The sequence below is a fragment of the Shinella sp. 20P9.1.1 genome (assembly GCF_057798995.1).
This window is the reverse complement of record NZ_JBYOLC010000008.1, coordinates 63293-83797: the sequence shown is the minus strand read 5'-3', so window position 1 is coordinate 83797 and position 20505 is coordinate 63293. Positions and strand designations below refer to the sequence as shown.

General features: G+C 60.9%; 20 protein-coding genes and 2 pseudogenes. 12 read left to right on the top strand and 10 right to left on the bottom strand.

Translation table 11 applies throughout. The features are described from left to right. Positions 1 to 2: 2 nt before the first annotated feature. Positions 3 to 1037 (top strand): DNA polymerase III subunit delta, encoded by a 1035-nt coding sequence (gene holA, locus AC27VQ_RS15375; RefSeq protein ID WP_488716940.1) that lies wholly within the window; start codon positions 3 to 5, stop codon positions 1035 to 1037. 33 nt (positions 1038 to 1070) lie between these two features. Here the strand turns inward: holA and AC27VQ_RS15370 are convergent, their stop codons facing one another. The 8 genes from AC27VQ_RS15370 to hemE form a co-directional block, all read right to left on the bottom strand. After that, complete coding sequence (locus AC27VQ_RS15370; protein WP_313524013.1) at positions 1071 to 1961, bottom strand: ParB/RepB/Spo0J family partition protein; 891 nt, start codon at positions 1959 to 1961, stop codon at positions 1071 to 1073. Between the two features lie 24 nt (positions 1962 to 1985). Then, positions 1986 to 2780 carry a ParA family protein gene (locus AC27VQ_RS15365; protein WP_488716939.1) on the bottom strand — a complete coding sequence of 265 codons (795 nt, stop codon included), beginning with the start codon at positions 2778 to 2780 and terminating at the stop codon, positions 1986 to 1988. A gap of 15 nt (positions 2781 to 2795) precedes the next feature. Next, positions 2796 to 3428, bottom strand: coding sequence for a 16S rRNA (guanine(527)-N(7))-methyltransferase RsmG (locus tag AC27VQ_RS15360; protein ID WP_488716938.1), 633 nt, complete (start codon positions 3426 to 3428; stop codon positions 2796 to 2798). Then, positions 3425 to 5311 (bottom strand): tRNA uridine-5-carboxymethylaminomethyl(34) synthesis enzyme MnmG, encoded by a 1887-nt coding sequence (gene mnmG, locus AC27VQ_RS15355; protein WP_488716937.1) that lies wholly within the window; start codon positions 5309 to 5311, stop codon positions 3425 to 3427. Before mnmG ends, AC27VQ_RS15360 begins: the two co-directional genes overlap by 4 nt. Positions 5312 to 5381: 70 nt before the next feature. Further along, positions 5382 to 6704 carry a tRNA uridine-5-carboxymethylaminomethyl(34) synthesis GTPase MnmE gene (mnmE, locus tag AC27VQ_RS15350; RefSeq protein WP_488716936.1) on the bottom strand — a complete coding sequence of 441 codons (1323 nt, stop codon included), beginning with the start codon at positions 6702 to 6704 and terminating at the stop codon, positions 5382 to 5384. Between the two features lie 132 nt (positions 6705 to 6836). Then, positions 6837 to 8102, bottom strand: a complete 1266-nt coding sequence (gene rho, locus AC27VQ_RS15345; protein ID WP_117371985.1) for a transcription termination factor Rho — start codon at positions 8100 to 8102, stop codon at positions 6837 to 6839. A gap of 246 nt (positions 8103 to 8348) precedes the next feature. Next, positions 8349 to 8888: a protoporphyrinogen oxidase HemJ gene (gene hemJ / locus AC27VQ_RS15340; protein WP_488716935.1), complete on the bottom strand. Its 540-nt coding sequence runs from the start codon at positions 8886 to 8888 to the stop codon at positions 8349 to 8351. Beyond that, positions 8885 to 9847, bottom strand: coding sequence for a uroporphyrinogen decarboxylase (gene hemE, locus AC27VQ_RS15335; RefSeq protein ID WP_488717062.1), 963 nt, complete (start codon positions 9845 to 9847; stop codon positions 8885 to 8887). Before hemE ends, hemJ begins: the two co-directional genes overlap by 4 nt. A 475-nt stretch (positions 9848 to 10322) precedes the next feature. Between hemE and AC27VQ_RS15330 the strand changes: the two genes are divergently transcribed. The 5 genes from AC27VQ_RS15330 to dnaQ are packed head-to-tail and all read left to right on the top strand — an operon-like array spanning position 10323 to position 13909. Next, entirely contained in the window at positions 10323 to 11144 is an 822-nt protein-coding gene (locus tag AC27VQ_RS15330; protein ID WP_117371982.1) for a pyruvate, water dikinase regulatory protein, read from the top strand. A 27-nt stretch (positions 11145 to 11171) separates the two neighbouring features. Beyond that, on the top strand, positions 11172 to 11765 hold the full coding sequence (locus AC27VQ_RS15325) for a Maf-like protein (RefSeq protein WP_488716934.1): 594 nt from the start codon (positions 11172 to 11174) through the stop codon (positions 11763 to 11765). Next, positions 11758 to 12615, top strand: coding sequence for a shikimate dehydrogenase (locus tag AC27VQ_RS15320; RefSeq protein WP_488716933.1), 858 nt, complete (start codon positions 11758 to 11760; stop codon positions 12613 to 12615). Before AC27VQ_RS15325 ends, AC27VQ_RS15320 begins: the two co-directional genes overlap by 8 nt. Continuing rightward, the gene (gene coaE, locus AC27VQ_RS15315; RefSeq protein ID WP_488716932.1) at positions 12615 to 13205 is read left to right on the top strand and encodes a dephospho-CoA kinase; all 591 of its coding nucleotides are present in this window, start codon (positions 12615 to 12617) and stop codon (positions 13203 to 13205) included. The genes AC27VQ_RS15320 and coaE overlap by 1 nt, the downstream gene beginning before the upstream one ends. Then, positions 13205 to 13909, top strand: coding sequence for a DNA polymerase III subunit epsilon (dnaQ, locus tag AC27VQ_RS15310; protein WP_313523981.1), 705 nt, complete (start codon positions 13205 to 13207; stop codon positions 13907 to 13909). The genes coaE and dnaQ overlap by 1 nt, the downstream gene beginning before the upstream one ends. 82 nt (positions 13910 to 13991) lie before the next feature. Here dnaQ and secB read toward each other — a convergent pair whose 3' ends face one another. Next, complete coding sequence (gene secB, locus AC27VQ_RS15305) at positions 13992 to 14468, bottom strand: protein-export chaperone SecB (RefSeq protein ID WP_313523978.1); 477 nt, start codon at positions 14466 to 14468, stop codon at positions 13992 to 13994. A 71-nt stretch (positions 14469 to 14539) separates the two neighbouring features. After that, positions 14540 to 15001, bottom strand: a complete 462-nt coding sequence (locus tag AC27VQ_RS15300) for an FxsA family protein (protein WP_488716931.1) — start codon at positions 14999 to 15001, stop codon at positions 14540 to 14542. 153 nt (positions 15002 to 15154) lie between these two features. Here AC27VQ_RS15300 and AC27VQ_RS15295 point away from each other — a divergent pair, with 153 nt between their 5' ends. The 6 genes and pseudogenes from AC27VQ_RS15295 to gyrB all read left to right on the top strand — a co-directional run bounded on the left by AC27VQ_RS15295 (position 15155) and on the right by gyrB (position 20495). Beyond that, on the top strand, positions 15155 to 15856 hold the full coding sequence (locus AC27VQ_RS15295; protein WP_488716930.1) for a Tim44/TimA family putative adaptor protein: 702 nt from the start codon (positions 15155 to 15157) through the stop codon (positions 15854 to 15856). 13 nt (positions 15857 to 15869) lie between these two features. Next, positions 15870 to 16985: a murein transglycosylase A gene (gene mltA, locus AC27VQ_RS15290; protein WP_488716929.1), complete on the top strand. Its 1116-nt coding sequence runs from the start codon at positions 15870 to 15872 to the stop codon at positions 16983 to 16985. Then, positions 16972 to 17074: pseudogene (locus AC27VQ_RS15285) on the top strand (Smr/MutS family protein); the annotation flags it as partial. The gene mltA and the pseudogene AC27VQ_RS15285, both read left to right, overlap by 14 nt. 119 nt (positions 17075 to 17193) lie before the next feature. Continuing rightward, positions 17194 to 17538: pseudogene (locus tag AC27VQ_RS15280) on the top strand (Smr/MutS family protein); the annotation flags it as partial. Beyond that, on the top strand, positions 17535 to 17912 hold the full coding sequence (locus tag AC27VQ_RS15275; RefSeq protein WP_313523963.1) for a helix-turn-helix domain-containing protein: 378 nt from the start codon (positions 17535 to 17537) through the stop codon (positions 17910 to 17912). The pseudogene AC27VQ_RS15280 and the gene AC27VQ_RS15275, both read left to right, overlap by 4 nt. Before the next feature lie 150 nt (positions 17913 to 18062). After that, positions 18063 to 20495 carry a DNA topoisomerase (ATP-hydrolyzing) subunit B gene (gene gyrB, locus AC27VQ_RS15270; RefSeq protein WP_488716928.1) on the top strand — a complete coding sequence of 811 codons (2433 nt, stop codon included), beginning with the start codon at positions 18063 to 18065 and terminating at the stop codon, positions 20493 to 20495. The last annotated feature ends 10 nt before the right edge of the window (positions 20496 to 20505 follow it).

The following is a 20505-nucleotide window of genomic DNA, read 5'->3' as shown; positions in this document are numbered from 1 at the left end:
CTATGGCCGAAATCAAGTCGCACGAATTCGATGCTTTCCTGAAACGGAAACCTCTGCCCGTGCGGCTCTTCCTCATCTATGGACCGGATCGCGGCCTCGTTTCCGAACGCGCCGCAGCCCTTGCGGCTGCAAGCGGCGTTAATCTGGCGGATGCCTTCTCCGTCGTGAAACTCGACGCCGGAGAAATCGGCAACCAGGCCGGCAAGCTGATGGACGAGATGAATGCCATCGGCCTGTTCGGCGGCGATCGCCTCGTCTGGGTCCGCAATGCCGGCAGCGAAAAGGGCGTTTCGGATGCATTGGAGATGCTGGCCAAAATGCCTCCGGGCGATTCCACGCTGCTGATCGAAGCCGGTGACCTAAAAAAGGGCGCTGCGCTGCGCAAGGCGGCCGAGTCGTCGTCTCAGGCCGTCGCCATCGCCTGCTATGCCGACGATGGACGCGCCCTACAGGCGCTAATCGACCAGGAACTGGCAAGTGAAGGCCTGCGCATTTCCCCAGCCGCCCGTGACCGCCTGATGGAGACGATCGGCGGCGACCGCCTGGCCTCCCGCAACGAAGTGCGCAAACTCGCGCTTTATTGCCGTGGCCAAGAAACCATCGAGGAACAGGACGTCGAAGACATCGTCGGCGACGCCAGTGCTATTTCCACCGACGATGCCATCGACGCCATTCTCAAGGGCGACCGCGAAGGATTTCTGCACGCCATCCAGAAGATCGTTTCGTCGAAGACGCCGGTCTTCCTTGTCCTGCAAGGATGCCTGCGGCAGTTCCAGCTGCTGGAAATCATGCGCGCCGAAATGGATGAAAAGCGCGCGCCCGCCGGTCAGGTTATCGCGACGCTGGGCCGCCACCTGCATTTCCGCCGCAAGCCGATCGTGGAAAGTGCCCTGAAGACTTGGACCGGGCCGGCCATCCGCCGGGAAACCCAGCGCCTGCAAGCCGCAATCCTGCAAAGCCGCCAGCGGGCGTCGCTTGAGGATACAATCGCCATGCAAACCATGCTGGCAACCGTGCTGCAATCCGCAAGACGTTGAATCCGGCTAAATAGCCGGCTTTACCGCGATTGCTCAGCGGCGCTCGAGAAGCCGGCAGATTTCTTCCAGCTGCTCGAGGGTCTTGTAAGCGATCCTGAGCTGGCCGCCGGTCCCCTTGTGGTTCACGGTGACATCGAGACCGAGCACGTCGGACAGTGTGCGCTCCAGCGCCAACGTGTCCGCATCCTTCACGTCCTTCGGCGCCGTTTGGCCGTGGTTCGGGTCGCTCTGCGCCTTGATATCGTTCTGGGCCAACCGCTCGGCGTCGCGCACCGACATGCCCTTGGCAACGACAGCCTTGGCAAGCGCGATGGGATCCGACGTCGGAATGAGTGCACGCGCATGCCCGGCAGAGAGCGTGCCGGAAGCCAGCATGTCGCGCACCGGTTCCGGCAGCTTCAAGAGGCGAAGACTGTTTGCCACATGGCTGCGGCTCTTACCGATGATTTCACCGAGATCGTTCTGCGTGTAGCCATGGTCCGCGATTAGCAACTCATAGCCCATCGCTTCTTCCAGCGGATTGAGATCCGAACGCTGGACGTTCTCGACGATGGCGATTTCCAGCGCCGTGCGGTCATCGACATCCCGGATGATAACGGGGATTTCGATCAGGCCGGCAAGCTGCGCCGCCCGCCAGCGCCGTTCGCCTGCGATGATCTCGAAGCGGTTGTCCGCCGTGGTTCGGACGACAACCGGCTGCACGATACCATGCTGGCGGATCGAGGAGGCCAAATCCTGCAGTTCCGATTCATCAAAATAGCGGCGCGGGTTGCGCGGGTTGCGGCCGACAAATTCGATGGGCACGAGCCGATCCGGATTAACCGTTGGGCGCGCATCGATATCAGCGGCCGGAAGCTGGTCCATTTCACCGATCAGGGCTGCAAGGCCGCGGCCAAGGCGCCGCTTTGAGTTGTCATCATTCATCGGTTCTACTCACGGATACTAAAATCAGGCAGCTTTGCGCTGCCTTTCACGCTGGATTACTTCGGAAGCAAGCTGAAGATAGGCCTGGCTTCCGGCGCATTTGAGATCGTAGAGAATGGCCGGTTTGCCATAGGACGGCGCCTCGGACACACGCACATTGCGCGGGATAAGCGTATGATACACCTTTTCGCCGAGATGCGTACGAACATCGTTGACGACCTGCTGCGCCAGATTGTTGCGCGAGTCGAACATGGTCAGCACGATGCCCTGGATATCGAGCCGCGGATTGACAGTGCGCCGCACCTGATCGACAGTCTCGAGCAGCTGGCTCAGGCCCTCAAGAGCGAAGAATTCGCATTGCAGCGGCACGAGCACGGAATGCGCTGCCGCCAGCGCGTTCATCGTTAGAAGATTGAACGACGGCGGGCAATCGACGAGCACGTAAGAGTAAGACAATGCTTCAGGGGAGGCCAGCGCGCGCTTCAAGCGAAAGACGCGGTCATTCTGCTGGGCGATCTCCATCTCGACACCAAGCAGGTCCATTGTCGAGGGAATGATCGAGAGATTGGGGACGGCTGTCTGCATGACCGTCTCAACCACACCATGGCTGCCGACCATCAGGTCGTAGGAGGAAAGCTCGCGACTGCGGCGGTCGATCCCCAGGCCGGTGCTGGCGTTGCCCTGCGGGTCGAGGTCGACGATGAGCACACGTTCACCGATCGCGGCAAGGGCCGTTGCGAGATTTATAGCCGTCGTCGTCTTGCCGACGCCGCCCTTCTGGTTCGCAATGGTAATGATCCGGTTCTTTTCGCCTATCATGGACGCCGCCAATCCCTAGGAAGTTCGTGAGAGCTTGGACAGTTCGAGCACGACAGAATCCGGCTCGACGACACTGGCATGTTTTACCAGATCGAATCTCCAGCGACCAAGCGCTTTATCGACCTCGCGCTGGTAATCCCTGCCTTTATGGAGGAAAAAGCGCAAATCCGAATTGCGCTCCGCCCAGGGAGCCCCGAATTCCATCAGGAGATCGAGGTCGGCGAGGGCCCGTGCGGAAATCGCATCGCATTTCGCAATGACCGACGGCGCTTCTTCGATTCGAATCGGATGTACGGACGCGCGAGCTCCCGTCTCAAGGATCGCCGTTCGCAGGAAAGCCGCCTTCTTATTGTTGCTCTCTACAAGATGGACCCATCCGCCACCCGCGCCGCAGAGCAAAATGCCCGTCACAATGCCCGGAAAGCCGCCACCACTGCCCAAATCCGCCCAGATTCGCGGGCCGGGATTGAGCGCATAAATTTGCGCGCTGTCAGCGACATGTCGGCTCCAAACTTCCGCCAATGTAGAGGGAGCTACCAGATTGATCGCCTTTGCCCACTTTTGGAAAAGGGCTACAAAGGTGTTCAGCCGGTCGATCGTTTCACGTGAAACATTCAGACCGTTCAATTCGCGCGGCAGACTCGTCATGCGTGAGAAACCTGTGCCTGATCTTCCTCCGGCAAGCGCTTAAGGTGCACCAACAGCAGTGTCAACGCCGCCGGCGTCATACCATCAACCCGTGCCGCTTGGGCAAGATTGGCCGGCCGTGATATCGACAGCTTCTGCCGCAGCTCGATGGACAGGCCGGGAAGCGTACTATAGTCGAAATCTACCGGTATCCTCCGCTCCTCTTCCCGTCGCGTTTCGACGATGTCGCTCTGCTGACGGTTCAAATAAACTGCATAGGCTGCTTCGATCTCCACCGCCTCCCGCACGCGGGGCGCATACCCGCCAAGGGCCTCCGGCCACACGGAAACAAGTCGCGCGTAGTCGATCTCGGGATAGGCCAACAGATCGTAGCCGGTTCGACGAACACCGTCTTGATTGAGCTTCAATCCATGAACGGCAGCCTCGTTTGGGGATAGACGGAGGTTCTTTAACGTCTCGCGCGCCGCGGTCATCTCGCCGGACCAATCCGCAAAGCGCCGTCTGCGATCATGGCCGACAAGACCGAGCTCCAGACCGAGCGGGGTCAGGCGCGCATCCGCATTATCGGCACGAAGAGACAGGCGATATTCAGCACGGGAGGTAAACATACGATAGGGTTCGGTCACGCCGCGTGACGTCAAGTCATCCAGCATCACGCCGATGTAGCTCTCAGTGCGGCTCAAGATATAGCCATCGCGGCCACCAGCGCGCCGGGCAGCATTCATGCCGGCAATCAGGCCTTGCGCGGCGGCCTCCTCATATCCCGTGGTCCCGTTGATCTGCCCGGCGAGAAAGAGGCCCGGCTGACTTCTGACCTCCAGCGTCGCCGACAATTCACGGGGATCGATATGATCATATTCGATCGCATAACCCGGCTGAAGGATCGTTACCTTTTCGAGGCCCGGAATCGTCCGAATAAATACATCCTGAACATCAGCCGGCAAGGATGTGGAGATGCCGTTCGGGTAGACGGTATGATCATCCAGACCTTCGGGCTCAAGAAAGATCTGATGACCGTCACGCTCGCCAAATTTGACGATCTTGTCCTCGATAGAGGGGCAATAGCGTGGGCCAACCCCTTCGATCTGTCCGGAATACATCGCCGACTTGCCGATATTTTCTTCAATGATTCTGTGCGTTTCCGGTGTGGTGCGCGTTACTCCGCATTCGATCTGCGGCGTGGTGATACGATCCGTCATGAAGGAGAACGGCACCGGCTCTTCGTCAGCGCCCTGGCGTCCAACGGCAGCCCAATCAATCGTTCGGCCATCGATACGGGCAGGCGTGCCCGTCTTGAGACGGCCAAGCCGCAAACCCAAGCGTTCAAAAGTCGCGGAAAGGCCAATGGACGGTTCTTCCCCAACACGGCCAGCCGGAATCTTTTCGTTTCCGATATGAATAAGTCCGCGTAGAAACGTGCCCGTGGTCACGACCACGGCATCGCAGGAAAGATACCGGCCGTCCTTCATTCGGATGCCGGCCATATTGCCATTTTGAATATCAAGATCAAAAGCGTCGCCTTCGATCACATCGAGATCGGCGATTTCACCAATCTCATGCTGCATCGCTTCCCGATAGAGTTTCCGGTCAGCCTGTGTGCGGGGACCACGCACCGCCGGGCCCTTGCGACGGTTCAGCAAGCGGAATTGGATACCGGCACGATCCGCGACCCTTCCCATCAAACCATCCAGCGCATCCACTTCACGAACAAGGTGGCCTTTTCCAAGGCCGCCGATCGCTGGGTTACAGGACATAACACCGATCGTTGCGGCTTTATGGGTTACCAGGGCCGTCTTTGCGCCCAGGCGGGCTGATGCCGCGGCCGCTTCAACGCCGGCGTGCCCGCCGCCAATAACGACAACATCATAACGTTCTTTGGTCATCACCGTTCACCTGCTTGTTTCACGTGAAACGCGCCATAAGACTCGCGCACGTTGTGCTGTTTCACGTGAATCATTTGCCGACGCAAAATTCCGAGAAAATAACGTCGAGAAGATTTTCAACATCAACTCTACCAGTCACCCGCCCCAATGCCTGGCCGGCGAGACGGAGGTGTTCGGCTTGAATGTCTAAGCCAACTGCTTCCGCCGCCAAAGCACGCTCGATATGCTCGCGCGCTTCCTGCAGATTGGAAAAATGCCGCTCGCGGGTCGGCAAGGACAAAGCACCACCGGATTCCAAATCCGGCAAGAATGCTCGCACCGCGTCCATTAGCTTCGGCATGCCTTGCCCGGATTTCACCGAGATCATAACATCTACATTGCCATGCGGCCAAGATACCCGCTGCACATCGGCTTTTGTCAGAACGCGGATGGTTGGACCGGTATAGGGTCCTGCGAGGCTCTGCCAGTCAATATCTGCCTCGCTCGAGAGGAGCAGCACGAGATGGGCGCTGTCAATCGACTGCTGCGTTCGCCGGATACCCTCGCGCTCGACAACATCATCCGTCTCCCGCAAGCCCGCCGTGTCATGCAGACGGACTGCATAACCAGCAATATCCAAATCGACATGCAGGATATCACGCGTCGTTCCCGGAATATCGGTGACGATCGCGATATCTCTTTGCGCTAAATAATTGAGGAGGCTTGATTTTCCCGCGTTCGGCGGACCTGCGATCACGACGTTCAGGCCATCGCGCACGATCTCCCCCGCCCGACCACCCGAAAGATGGTTAAGAATCTCCTGCTGCAACTGCCGCATGTCGTGCCAGATCGTCGATGCAATCGAACCCGGAACGTCATCCTCGTCGGCGAAATCCAGCTCCGCCTCGATCATCGCACGTGCATGCGTTAAACGTTTCGCCCACGAATCGTAAAGCGCTGAGAGATGGCCGGAAGCGTGCTCCGCAGCGAGACGGCGCTGCATTTCTGTCTCGGCAGCGATCAGATCGGCCAGTCCCTCCACCGCAACGAGGTCCATTTTTCCATTCTGGAACGCGCGGCGAGAGAATTCCCCGGCTTCGGCAGCGCGAAGACCGGGCAGGGTTCCAAGCGCGGATAGAACCGCTTTCACGGTGGCGCGGCCGCCATGAATCTGGAGTTCTGCGGTGTCCTCGCCACTAAAGGACGTAGGGCCGGGAAAGAAAAGCACTAGACCTTCATCCAGCAGCAAACCGTTTCGATCACGAATCGGTAAAAGAGAAGCGTGCCTGGGCGCTGGGACACGGCCGCATGTCGTTTCAACAGCAAACCGGCATTGCGGGCCGCTCAGCCGTATGATCGCTACGCCGGAGGGCAGGCTCCCGCTCGACAGGGCAAAGATCGTATCCTGGCTCACAGCATCATCCGGTTAAAAGTTACTGATACGAATAGATCGGATCGTTTCGGAAAAGAATCGGTATTCCCGCTTAAAACGAAAATGGCCCCACCTTGCGGCGGGACCACGAGATTCCGACAGGATCGAGACCGATCAGGTGTTCATCGAATCGAAGAAGTCGCCGTTCGTCTTGGTCTGCTTCAGCTTGTCGATAAGGAACTCGATCGCATCGGTCGTGCCCATCGGCGCAAGGATACGGCGCAGGACAAAGATCTTCTGGAGATCCTGGCGCGGCACGAGCAGGTCTTCCTTGCGGGTGCCGGACTTGAGAATGTCCATGGCAGGGAAGATGCGCTTGTCGGCCACCTTGCGGTCAAGCACGATTTCCGAGTTGCCGGTACCCTTGAACTCTTCGAAGATGACTTCGTCCATGCGGCTGCCGGTGTCGATGAGCGCGGTCGCGATGATCGTCAGCGAGCCGCCTTCCTCGATGTTACGGGCCGCACCGAAGAAGCGCTTCGGGCGCTGCAGGGCATTGGCGTCCACACCGCCGGTCAGAACCTTACCCGAGGACGGCACGACCGTGTTGTAGGCGCGGCCGAGACGGGTGATCGAATCGAGCAGGATGACCACGTCACGGCCGTGCTCGACGAGGCGTTTGGCCTTCTCGATGACCATTTCGGCAACCTGGACGTGGCGCGTCGCCGGTTCGTCGAAGGTCGAGGAAACGACCTCGCCCTTCACCGAGCGCTGCATGTCCGTCACTTCTTCAGGACGTTCGTCGATGAGGAGGACGATCAGGTAACATTCCGGATGGTTCGCGGTGATCGAATGCGCGATGTTCTGCAGGAGAACGGTCTTACCCGTCCGCGGCGGGGCGACGATCAGGCCGCGCTGGCCCTTGCCGAGCGGCGCGACGAGATCGATGACGCGCGGCGAGAGATCCTTCGAGGTCGGGATCTCCAGCTCCATCTTGAAGCGTTCGTTCGGATAGAGCGGCGTCAGGTTGTCGAAATGAACCTTGTGGCGGATCTTCTCCGGGTCGTCGAAATTGATCGTGTTGACCTTGAGAAGCGCAAAATAACGTTCGCCCTCCTTGGGACCGCGGATCGGACCTTCGACCGTATCGCCCGTCTTCAGCGAGAAACGGCGGATCTGCGAGGGGGAGATGTAGATATCGTCCGGGCCGGGCAGGTAGTTCGCATTGGCCGAGCGCAGGAAGCCGAAACCGTCCTGCAGCACTTCCACCACGCCCTCACCGATGATTTCGACATCCTGCGAGGCCAGCATCTTGAGGATGGCAAACATCAGTTCCTGTTTGCGCATCGTGCTCGCGTTTTCGACCTCGAGTGATTCGGCAAAGGCCAGGAGGTCGGTCGGAGTCTTGTTCTTGAGGTCTTGTAGCTTCATTTCGGCCATGAATGGTCCATGCTGCAGGGTATCGGATGGGAAAAGGCGTGCGGGTCAAGGACGAACTGCGGGGAAACGGTGCAGTTCACTGAACGAATACACATGCCATGAAGATGAGATGGACGGAAAATAGCGGTTCCGGGGCGCCGTCGCAAGGGGCCTCGTGCATTTCGTCCGTTTTGTCGCGGTGTGGCTGAAGCATTTCCGGCCGAAGCGGGTTCGCTTCGGCGTCGGAGAATGCGGTAAAACACAGCCCTAGAACGGCTTGACGACAGCCATGATGACGATGAGGACCATCAACAGCGCCGGAGCTTCGTTCCAGATGCGCCATTGGCGGCCGGTTTTTTCATTGCGGTCTTCGGCGAAAGCCTTCACGGCGCGGCCGAAATAGTGGTGAACGCCCGTCAGCAACATGACGAAGGCGAGCTTGGCATGGAGCCAACCGCCCTGGAAACCGTAAACGGACCAGGCGAGATAGAGGCCGAGCAGCCAGGCAAGCCCCATCGCCGGCTGCATGATCGTGCGATAGAGCCGCCCCTCCATCACCTTGAAGGTTTCCGACTGGGCGGACCCTTTTGGCGCGTCGGTGTGATAGACGAAAAGGCGCGGCAGGTAGAGCAGGCCGGCCATCCAGGAGATCACCGCCATGATGTGCAGGGCCTTGATCCACAGATAGAGATTATCGGGCGGATAGAGGATCAGCAGAAGCGCAAGCAGGGCAAAGACCGTGAGTGCGGCGGCAGCGCGCAGTCGCGCCTGGCGCCCGGCATTTTCGCTCGTCTGTTTCTCGCTCACCGATTTTCTCCACGCACCCGCGCTACAAGACGCGTGACATGCTCCGGATCGGCCTGCGGCGTGATGCCGTGGCCGAGATTGAAGATCAGCGGACCGTTTCCAAGCGCCTGCAGGATGGCATCGACGCCTTCATCCAGCGCGGTACCGCCGGCAACGACGCGCATCGGATCGAGATTGCCCTGGACGGGGCCGTCCTTCTGCAATTCGGCGGCAAAGGCGAGCGGCACGGACCAGTCAAGCCCGATGGCATCGGCGCGTGTCGCCTGGCGATAGGTCTTCAGGAAGAGGCCGGCGCCCTTGGCAAAGGCGATGATCTTGGCCTGCGGCCTGCGGGCCTTCACGGAATCCACGATTTTCCGGACCGGCTTGATGGAGAATTCCGAAAATTCCTTTTCGCCGAGGACACCCGCCCAGGAATCGAAAATCTGCACGGCATCGGCACCCGCATCGATCTGCGCGACGAGATAATCGGCCGAGAGATCCGCCAGCGTATCGAGGAGATGCGCGAAGGCCTTCGGTTCCTTGTAGGCGAAGAGGCGGGCGGGCGCCTGGTCGGGCGTGCCGTGTCCGGCGATCATGTAGGTCGCAACGGTCCAGGGTGCGCCGCAGAAGCCGAGCAGGGTCGTTTCCTCGGGGAGGGCGCCCCGGATGCGACCAACGGCCTGCATGACCGGCTGGAGGTGATCCAGGACACCTTTGCCATCAAGAGCCAGGATTCCATCGACATCGATCGGGTCAAGGCGCGGTCCATGCCCTTCTTCGAAGCGCACATTCCGCTTCAATGCGTCGGGGATGACGAGAATGTCGGAAAACAGGATCGCCGCATCGAAGCCGTAACGGCGGATCGGTTGCAGCGTCACTTCAGTTGCCAGTTCCGGCGAATAACAGAGATCGAGGAAACTTCCCGCCGCAGCGCGCGTTGCTCTGTACTCCGGTAGGTAGCGTCCTGCCTGGCGCATCAGCCACAGGGGAGGGGGAGAGATCGTCTTCCCGTTGAGGACATCGACGATCTTCCGGCTTTTCGAGCTCACTGTGGGCTTCTCCCAATAAAGAAATAATCTCTTAAAAGAGGTTTCTATTTCTTAGAGTCGGTGACTATCAAGGATTAAATCCTTTCCACATGAGTCCTGCTTTGTTCCACGAGCTGGGGAAAACGGCAGAGCTATTCCCAGCTTTCGGGAGGAAATCGAGGAAAAGCGGATTCACTCAATTGAATCAAAATGATCCGCCAGAGCTGAAAAATAACCGCTTGTGGATAGCTTGTGGAGAAGCGCGACACTTTGCCGTGTCATGAGTCTTATCCACATGCCGGGACAATCGCTCTCCCGCAAACCGCCAATTGTGGACAACTTTCCAGTTATCCCCTTGCGTCCGGACCCCTCCCGCTTTTAGCTCACGCTTGTCCCAGTCCATCAACAGGGCGCGGAGGATATTGTGGAAAGCACGAAAAATTACTTCCATCTGCACCTGATATCGGACTCGACCGGCGAGACGCTGATCGCCGCGGGCCGGGCGGCTGCGGCGCAATTCCAGTCCTCGCAGGCGCTGGAACATGTCTATCCGCTGATCCGTAACCGCAAGCAGCTGATGCCGGTGCTCGATGCGATCGACGGCGCGCCGGGCATCGTGCTCTATACGATCGTCGACCGCGAGCTTTCCGACATCATCGACCAGCGCTGCCGGGAGATGGGCGTGCCCTGCGTGTCCGTGCTCGAACCGGTCATCGATCTCTTCCAGTCCTATCTCGGCGCGCCGTCGCGTCGTCGGGTCGGCGCGCAGCATGTGATGAATGCGGAATATTTCGCGCGCATCGAAGCGCTGAATTTCACGATGGACCATGATGACGGCCAGCTGCCGGCCGATCTCGACGAGGCCGATGTCATCCTGATCGGCATCAGCAGGACCTCGAAGACACCGACAAGCATCTATCTGGCCAACCGCGGCATCAAGACGGCCAATGTGCCGATCGTGCTTGGGGTTGCCTTGCCCGAACGGCTGTCGACGGCGACGAAGCCGCTGATCGTCGGGCTCATCGCCACGACGGATCGCATCGCCCAGGTACGGCAGAACCGGATTCTCGGCCAGACTCAGGAATTTCGTGGTGATGACTATATCGACCGGGCACAGATTTCCGAGGAGCTGAAATATGCCCGTGCGCTCTGTGCCCGCAACAATTGGCCGATCATCGACGTCACGCGCCGCTCCATCGAGGAAACCGCCGCCGCTATCGTTGCTCTTCGTCCGAAGAGCCGGTAACGCGGAAAGATGAATCGGGAGAAATCGATGACGCTGATTCTTGCCTCGCAGAGCCCCTTTCGGCGTATGCTGATGGAAAATGCCGGCCTCGCCTTCACGACGGAAGCGGCCCGCATCGACGAGCGCGCGGTAGAAAGTGCCCTTGCTGCGCAAAATCCCTCGCCGCAAGACGTCGCCGAGACATTGGCGATCGAGAAGGCGCGCGACGTCGCGGGCCGCCATAACGGTGCCCTGGTGATCGGTTCGGATCAGACCCTATCGCTCGACGGCCGCGTGTTTCACAAGCCGGCCAATATGGTTGAGGCGAAATCGCATCTTGCTTCTATGTCGGGCCGCACCCATTCCCTGAACTGCGGCATTGCACTGGTGCGCGACGGCGAGATGCTGTGGAGCCATGTCTCCATCGCCCATCTCACGATGCGGCCGCTGTCGGATGCCTTCATCGATCGTCATCTGGCTCGTGTCGGCGACCGGGTCCTGGCGAGCGTCGGCGCTTATCAGTTGGAGGGCGAGGGCGTGCAGCTGTTCGAGCGGATCGACGGCGATTATTTTACCATTCTCGGCCTGCCGCTGCTTCCGCTGCTGGCTAAGCTTCGCGATCTCGGTGCTATCGATGCATGATTCACGTGAAACATTGTTAAGAAATGCCTTCGTCACGGGCTGTCCCGTCAAACATTCCCGTTCGCCGTTGATTCATGGCCATTGGCTGGAGGTGCTGGGTCTTCAAGGATCCTATACGCGGCAGGAGGTAATAACGGAAGATTTCGCCGGCTTCATATCCCGTCTAAAGCGTGGTGAATCCGGCTTCGTCGGTGGCAATGTCACCATTCCGCACAAGGAGACGGCGTTCAAGCTCGCCGACCGGCCGGATGCGTTGAGCGAGGAGCTGGGTGCCGCCAACACACTCTGGCTCGAGGACGGCGCGCTTCATGCCACCAACACGGATGGCTACGGTTTCCTTGCCAATCTCGATGCGACGGCGCCGGCTTGGGACAAAACCGACCGGGCCGTGATCCTCGGCGCGGGCGGAGCCAGCCGGGCGATCATCCAGGCGGTGCGGGATCGTGGCGTCGGCGAAATCCATGTGGTCAACCGCACGGCGGCGCGTGCGCAGGAGCTTGCCGACCGCTTCGGTGTGAAGGTGCACGCCCATGCGATGGCGGCGCTGCCGGAGGTGATGAAAGATGCCGGGCTGTTCGTCAACACGACCTCGCTCGGCATGGATGGTGACGAGGCGCCGGAATTCGATTTCTCGCCGTTGGCAAACGGCGCGGTCGTTACCGATATCGTCTATGTACCGCTGGTCACGCCGATCCTCCGCCAGGCGGTCGATCAGGGTTTTGCCGTGGTCGATGGTCTCGGTATGCTCTTGCACCAGGCAGCACCCGGCTTTGAAAAATGGTTCGGCGTACGCCCTACCGTGGATGATGCGCTGCGCCAGCTGATCCTCGCGGATATGGAGAAACATTGATGATCGTGCTCGGCCTCACCGGATCGATCGGGACAGGAAAGTCGACGACCGCGGCAATGTTCCGCGATCTCGGCGTGCCGGTGCATGATGCCGATGCGACGGTGCATGATCTCTATCGCAACGAGGCCGTGGCCCCGGTCGCAGCGCTTTTTCCCGAAGCGCTCAGGGGTGGCGTGATCGACCGGAAGGTTCTCTCCGCCATTCTGGCGCAGGCGCCGGAGCGGTTCCGAGAGCTGGAAGCGGTGATCCATCCCTTGGTGCGGGCGCGCGAAACGGCTTTTTTGCAAACACAACGGCAGAACGGTTCGGCCCTCGTCGTGCTCGATATCCCGCTTCTCTACGAAATCGGCGGCGAAAAGCGCGTCGACAAGGTCGTGGTCGTCACTTGCGGTGCCGAAACGCAGCGCCGGCGCGTGCTCTCCCGTCCCGGTATGACCGAGGAGAAATTCGCGCTCATCCTCTCCCGCCAGATGCCCGATGCTGAAAAGCGCAAGCGCGCCGATTTCATCGTGTTTACCGACGCCGGGCTTGAAGCGGCGCGCAAACAGGTGGAAGAGGTGATCGAAACCTTGAGAGAAGAGCGGGACTGATGCGCGAGATCATCTTCGATACGGAAACCACCGGCCTCGACAACAAGCTCGACCGCGTCATCGAAATCGGCGGCGTCGAGCTGGAAAACCATTTCCCGACCGGCCGCACCCTGCATCTCTATATCAATCCGGGTGACCGCAAGGTCCATCCCGACGCGCTTGCGGTGCACGGCATCACGGACGAATCGCTGAAGGACAAGCCGTCCTTCGCCGAGGTGGTCGATCAGATCCTCGACTTTTTCGGCACCGCGCGCTGGGTCGCGCACAATGCCAATTTCGACATGGGCTTCATCAATGCCGAGCTCGACCGGCTCGGCCGCCCGCCGATCCTTCAGGAGAACGTGACGGACACGCTGGCGCTTGCCCGCCGCAAACATCCGATGGGGCCGAACTCGCTCGATGCGCTCTGCCGCCGTTACGGCATCGACAATTCACACCGTACGCGCCACGGCGCGCTGCTCGACTCCGAGCTGCTCGCGGAAGTCTATATCGAGATGATCGGCGGCCGGCAGGCAGCACTTGGTCTCGGGTCTGCGGAAAACGGCCGCAAGACGCTGGTCGAAAACGAGGACGAGGTGATCCAGCCGCTCGGCCTGCGGCCGCGGCCTTTGGCCCCCCGCGTCACGGAAGCCGAGCAGGCGGCGCACAATGCGATGGTGGACAAGATGGGCGGCAAGGCGATCTGGGCAAAATACGGCGCCTGAATCCGGCTCAACAATTTGAACGCAAAGAAAACGCCCGGTCACAAGGTGGCCGGGCGTCTTTGTTTCAGAGGTGAGGTTTGGCTTAGTTGGCCTGAACCTTGGCCTTGACCTGTTCTTCCGCCATGCGCTGGGAGAACATCTGAGCGAAATCGATCGGGTCGATCATCAGCGGCGGGAAGCCGCCATTGCGGGTCGCGTCGGAAATGATCTGGCGGGCGAAGGGGAAGAGCAGGCGCGGGCACTCGATGAAGAGGACCGGCAGCATGTGCTCCTGCGGGAAGCCCGTGACCCGGAAGACGCCGCCATAGGCGAGTTCGGCGTTGAACAGGATCTTGTCGCCATCCTTGGCTTCGGCGTTCAGCGAGAGGATGACGTCGAAGTCGGTCTCGGAGAGCGGGTTGGCGTTGACATTGACGCTGATATTGATGGCCGGAGCCTTGTCGCGCGCCTGCAGCGACCGCGGAGCACCCGGGTTTTCGAAGGAGAAGTCCTTCACATACTGCGCCAGGATGTTGAGCGACGGGCTTGCGCCGTTGGTCTCGGTTGCTGCTTCGGTCATGGAAAGTATCCTTGGAGACTCTGGAAAGTCAGGCCATCTAGCATTTCAGCCCCGGCCTTACAACCCGGTGCTTAGGGCCGGTCGCCGCGATGAAAATCGGTTTCGTCGAGATCGATCGTGCGCTGCGCTCCGGTCTGCGGCTGCTCCGGGCCGGGGTGCACACCGCCGACATTGACGACAACGACGTTGCGCATCAGCCGGTTCCAGAGAAAGGTCCGGACCGGCGGCAGGAACAGCGCAAGGCCGACGATGTCGCTGAGGAAGCCGGGGATCAGAAGCAGGATGCCGGCAATCAGGATCATGGCCGCGTCGAGCAGTTCCTTGCCCGGCGCGCGGCCGTCCTGGCCGGATCGCCTCAGTCGCGTCAGCACGCCGAAACCCTGAATGCGCATCAGCACGATGCCGGCGACGGCCGAGAGCACGACGAGCGAGAGCGTCGGCAGGAGACCGATCCGCCGTCCGACGAGAATGAAACAGGCAATCTCCGCCAGCGGCAGGAGAAGAAAGAAGAGGGGAAGAAGGATTCTCAACATACGGTCCCAATCTCGCACAGATTTGCGTCGTTCGATACTGCCGGCGAGCCTTCCGCGCGTCTTCGCCGCATTCACGTCATCGCCATTTGAATGATGCGGGTTTGCGGACTATATGGAAAAGGAACAAAAAACAGAAACCGCAGCGGATCGATAATGGGCTCATTCGACTTTGTAACGATTTTCTTCCTCGTGGCTGCGGTGGTCATCTTCCTGCAATTGCGCAGCGTGCTTGGCCGCCGCACCGGCAGCGAGCGTCCGCCCTTCGATCCCTATTCGAAGCGCGAAGGCGCGCCCGAGGCTGATTCGGCCGATCGCGGCAAGGTGGTGACGCTGCCGAAGCGCGACGCAGACGAGGAGGAAAATCCCTACGCCGCCATCGATGCGTTCACGCCGGCTGGCACCCCGCTCAACGAACAGCTGCGCGCCCTGGTCAAGACCGACCCGTCTTTCGACCCGAAGGAATTCGTCAATGGCGCCCGCATGGCCTATGAGATGATCGTCGTCGCCTTCGCCGATGGCGACCGCAAGACGCTGAAGAACCTTCTGTCGCGTGAAGTCTACGAGGGTTTCGATGCGGCGATCTCCGAGCGCGAGAGCAAGGGCGAAGTGGTTCGCTCCAGCTTCGTCGGCATCGAGAAGGCCGATCTCATCGGCGCGGAGGTCAAGGACAGCGAGGCCAATGTGACGCTGCGCATCGTCAGCCAGCTGATCTCCGCCACCTATGACAAGGCCGGCACGCTGATCGACGGTGACGCGGAAACGGTGGCCGAGGTCAACGACCTCTGGACCTTTGCCCGCGATATCCGCTCGCGCGATCCGAACTGGAAGCTGATCGCCACCGAATCGGAAGGCTGAGCGAGGCACGCAAATGGAGTATCGCCTGGTTCCGGCCCGGTTTGCGGCGCTTCCCGGTTGGGACGAGGACGATCCCACACCGCTGATGGCGGTAATGCGCCGCTGTCGCGATCATATCCGCGACGTCAAAGCCTATAAGACAGGCTCGCTCGGCATCACCGCCGGCGAGCTTTTGATGTTGCTGGACGCAGCGGACAGGGAAAAACCGGAGGGCGCCGCCGCCGTGCGCGCCTTCTTCGAGACGCAGTGCGTGCCGTTCCTGATAGAGAAGGCAGATGGCTCCGCCGGCTTCGTCACCGCCTTCTATGAGCCGGAAGTGGCGGTGAAGGCCGAGCCGGACGCGGATTACCGCTATCCTTTCTACCGCCGCCCCGATGATCTCGTCGATGTGGATGACGCCAATCGACCGGATGGCTACCCGCAAGGCTATGCCTTCGGCATGCGGAAGGACGGCGTGATCGTCGAACATCCCGATCGTGGCGCCATCGAGCGCGGCTATCTCGATGGCCGAGGCCTCGAAATCGCCTATGCACGCTCGAAGGTCGACGTGTTCTTCGCCCATGTGCAAGGTGCGGCGCGCCTCGTCTATCCCGACGGAACGGTGAAGCGCATCACCTATGCCGCCAAGACTGGCCATCCGTTCTCGGCCATCGGCAAGCTGCTGATCGATCGCGGCGAGATCGATGCCGCCACCGTCTCCATGGCCTCGATCCGCGACTGGCTGGCGCGGCATGCGGACCAGGTGGACGACGTGCTCTGGCACAACCGCTCCTTCATCTTCTTCAAGGAGGCGGCGGTCGAAGGCCTGGCGCTTGGGCCTATTGCGGCCGCCAAGGTGCCGCTGATCGCCGGCCGCTCGCTGGCCGTTGATCGCATGATCCATACCTTCGGCCTGCCCTTCTTCATCTCGAGCGACAGCCTCACTCATATGGATGGCGGCAAACCGTTCCGCCGGCTGATGCTGGCGCTCGATACGGGCACGGCCATCGTCGGCCCGGCGCGCGGCGATATCTTTACCGGATCGGGAGACGTGGCCGGCGCGCTGGCGGGCCATGTCCGCAATGCCGCGACCTTCCACATCCTCATCCCGAAGGCGGCAGCGGAGCGCTACCTCCATGCCCAGGGATAAGACGCTTTCCAGCGAGGACCGCATCCTCTGGGGCAAGGTGGCACGCTCGACCCGCGCCATGCCGGGCAAGCTCGACGCGTTGACGGAATTCGAAGCCGTTTTTGCCGAGAAAATCCCGGAGGAAAAAGCCCCCGAGCCGAAGAAAACCAAGGCCGGACAGCCGCCTGCCGAAGGCATCGCGCTCACCATCGGTCGCGGCAAGGAAACGAAACACCATCCGCTGGAGCGCCCGGTCAAGCGCAAGATCGCGAAGGGCCGTCTGGCACTCGAAGCGCGCATCGACCTGCATGGCATGATCCAGAGCGAGGCGCACGGCTTCCTGCTTGGCTTCCTCATCAAGGCGCATGAGCGGGGTCTGCGCCATGTGCTTGTTATCACTGGCAAGGGCACCTCGCTCGGCAGCGACGGCGCCCTGAAGCGCGCGGTGCCGCTCTGGTTCTCGCTGCCGGAATTCCGCCCGCTGATCTCCTCCTACGAGGCGGCCGCCCGTAACCACGGCGGCGAGGGCGCGCTCTATGTCCGCCTCGCTCGCCACCCCGGTGACAAGCGATGACGACACCCTTCGGCAAGGCCGTGCGGCACCTTCGGGATCGCAAGGGCGTTTCGCAGAAGGAGATGGCGGCGGCTCTCGGCGTCAGCCCGGCCTATCTCTCGGCACTGGAGCACGGCAAGCGCGGCATGCCGAGCTTCGATTTCCTCCAGCGCGTCGCCGGCTATTTCAACGTCATCTGGGACGAGGCGGAAGAACTGTTCCGCATCGCGCAGATTTCCGATCCGCGCGTGGTGGTCGATACATCGGGCCTGCCGCCGGAATATACGGCCTTCGCCAACCGCGTTTCGGCCGAAATCGCCAACCTTCCGCCCGAGACGGTACGCCGTCTTGCCGGCATTCTTGAAAAAGCGTGCAATAACCGGGTAAAACCCTGACGATCCCCTGAATTCTGCCGCCTTTGCGGTGCTCGGATTTGGAACTATGGGGCAAAATCCCTATATTCCAAGACTTGGAAAGCGGTGATTCGCCGCGCTTCCCGCCGTCCCGCGAGACCCCGGTCCGCGAAACTCTGGAAAGACGTTTGAATGACTGACACACCCGAGACCGAAAACGGCCCGGCCGAGTATGGCGCAGATTCGATCAAGGTCCTCAAGGGCCTCGATGCCGTGCGCAAGCGCCCAGGCATGTATATCGGCGATACCGATGACGGCTCGGGTCTGCACCACATGGTCTATGAGGTCGTCGACAACGCGATCGACGAAGCGCTTGCCGGCCATGCGGATATCGTGACGGTCACGCTCAATGCGGACGGCTCGGTGACCGTGACGGACAACGGCCGCGGCATCCCGACCGATATCCACAAGGAAGAGGGTGTTTCCGCCGCCGAGGTCATCATGACCCAGCTCCATGCCGGCGGTAAGTTCGACCAGAATTCCTACAAGGTCTCCGGCGGTCTGCACGGCGTGGGCGTCTCGGTGGTGAACGCGCTGTCGGTCAAGCTGAAGCTGAAGATCCGCCGCGCCGGCAAAATCCACGAGATGAGCTTCACCCACGGCGTCGCCGATGGCCCGCTGGTGGTGACGGGCGAGTGCGGCAGCGAGACCGGCACGGAAGTCACCTTCCTGCCCTCGAGCGAAACCTTTACCAACATCGAATTCGTCTATTCGACGCTCGAACATCGCCTGCGTGAACTCGCCTTCCTGAATTCCGGCGTGCGCATCCTGCTCACCGATCGCCGTCACTCGGATATCAAGCAGGACGAGCTGATGTATGAGGGCGGCCTCGAAGCCTTCGTGCACTATCTCGACCGCGCCAAGAAGTCGCTGGTCTCGAAGCCCATCGCCATCCGCGGCGAAAAGGACGGCATCACCGTCGAAGTCGCGATGTGGTGGAACGACAGCTACCATGAGAACGTGCTCTGCTTCACCAACAACATCCCGCAGCGCGACGGCGGCACGCATATGGCGGGCTTCCGCGGCGCGCTGACCCGCCAGGTCGTCTCCTATGCCGATACGTCCGGCATCATGAAGCGCGAAAAGGTGACGCTGCAGGGCGAGGATTGCCGTGAAGGCTTGACGGCGGTGCTGTCGGTAAAGGTTCCCGATCCGAAATTCTCCTCGCAGACCAAGGACAAGCTCGTCTCCTCGGAAGTGCGACCGGTCGTCGAAAACCTCGTCAACGAAGCGCTCTCCACCTGGTTCGAAGAGCATCCGGCCGACGCGAAAATCCTCGTCGGCAAGGTCGTCGAGGCTGCCGCAGCGCGCGAAGCCGCGCGCAAGGCCCGCGAATTGACGCGCCGCAAGGGCGCGCTCGACATCTCGTCGCTGCCCGGCAAGCTCGCAGACTGCTCGGAACGCGATCCGGCCAAATCCGAAGTCTTCCTCGTCGAGGGCGATTCGGCGGGCGGTTCGGCCAAGCAGGGCCGTTCGCGCGAAAACCAGGCCATCCTTCCCTTGCGCGGAAAGATCCTGAACGTCGAGCGCGCCCGCTTCGACAAGATGCTCTCCAGCCAGGAAATCGGCACGCTGATCACCGCGCTCGGCACATCGATCGGCAAGGACGAGTTCAACGCCGACAAGCTGCGCTATCACAAGATCATCATCATGACGGACGCCGACGTCGATGGCGCCCATATCCGTACCCTGCTGCTCACCTTCTTCTTCCGCCAGATGCCGGAGCTGATCGAGCGCGGCCATCTCTATATCGCCCAGCCGCCGCTCTATAAGGTGGCGCGCGGCAAATCGAGCCAGTACCTGAAGGACGAAAAGGCGCTGGAAGAATACCTGATCAATGCCGGCTTGGACGATGCGACGCTGGAGCTGGGCTCCGGCGAAGTGCGCGCCGGCCAGGATATCCGCGAACTGATCCAGGATGCGCTGCGCCTGCGCACACTGATCGACGGCCTGCATTCGCGTTATAGCCGCTCGATCGTCGAGCAGGCGGCGATCACCGGTGCGCTGAACCTCGAACTCAGCCATGACCGGGACGCCTTTGCTGCAAAGGCGGAGGAGGTTGCCCGGCGTCTCGATCTCATCGCCGAGGAGACGGAGCGCGGCTGGACCGGGTCCGTCGCGAACGATGGCGGCCTGCGCTTCGAGCGCATGGTGCGCGGCGTCAAGGAATCCGCCCATATCGACATGGCGCTGATCGGCTCGGCCGATGCCCGCCACATCGATCAGCTCTCGCCGCGTTTCTTGGATGCCTACCGGGTGCCGCCGATGCTGCGCCGTAAGGATGGCCAGACGGAAATCAACGGCCCGCGCGCTCTGCTCGATGCCGTTTTCGCGGCCGGTCGCAAGGGCCTGTCGATGCAGCGCTACAAGGGGCTGGGCGAGATGAATGCCGAACAGCTCTGGGAAACGACGCTCGATCCGAACGTCCGCTCGCTGCTGCAGGTCAGGGTCAACGACGCGACCGATGCCGACGGCCTGTTTGCCCGCCTGATGGGCGACGAGGTGGAGCCGCGCCGCGACTTCATCCAGGAAAACGCGCTGAGCGTCGCAAACCTCGATATCTGATCGATATCGG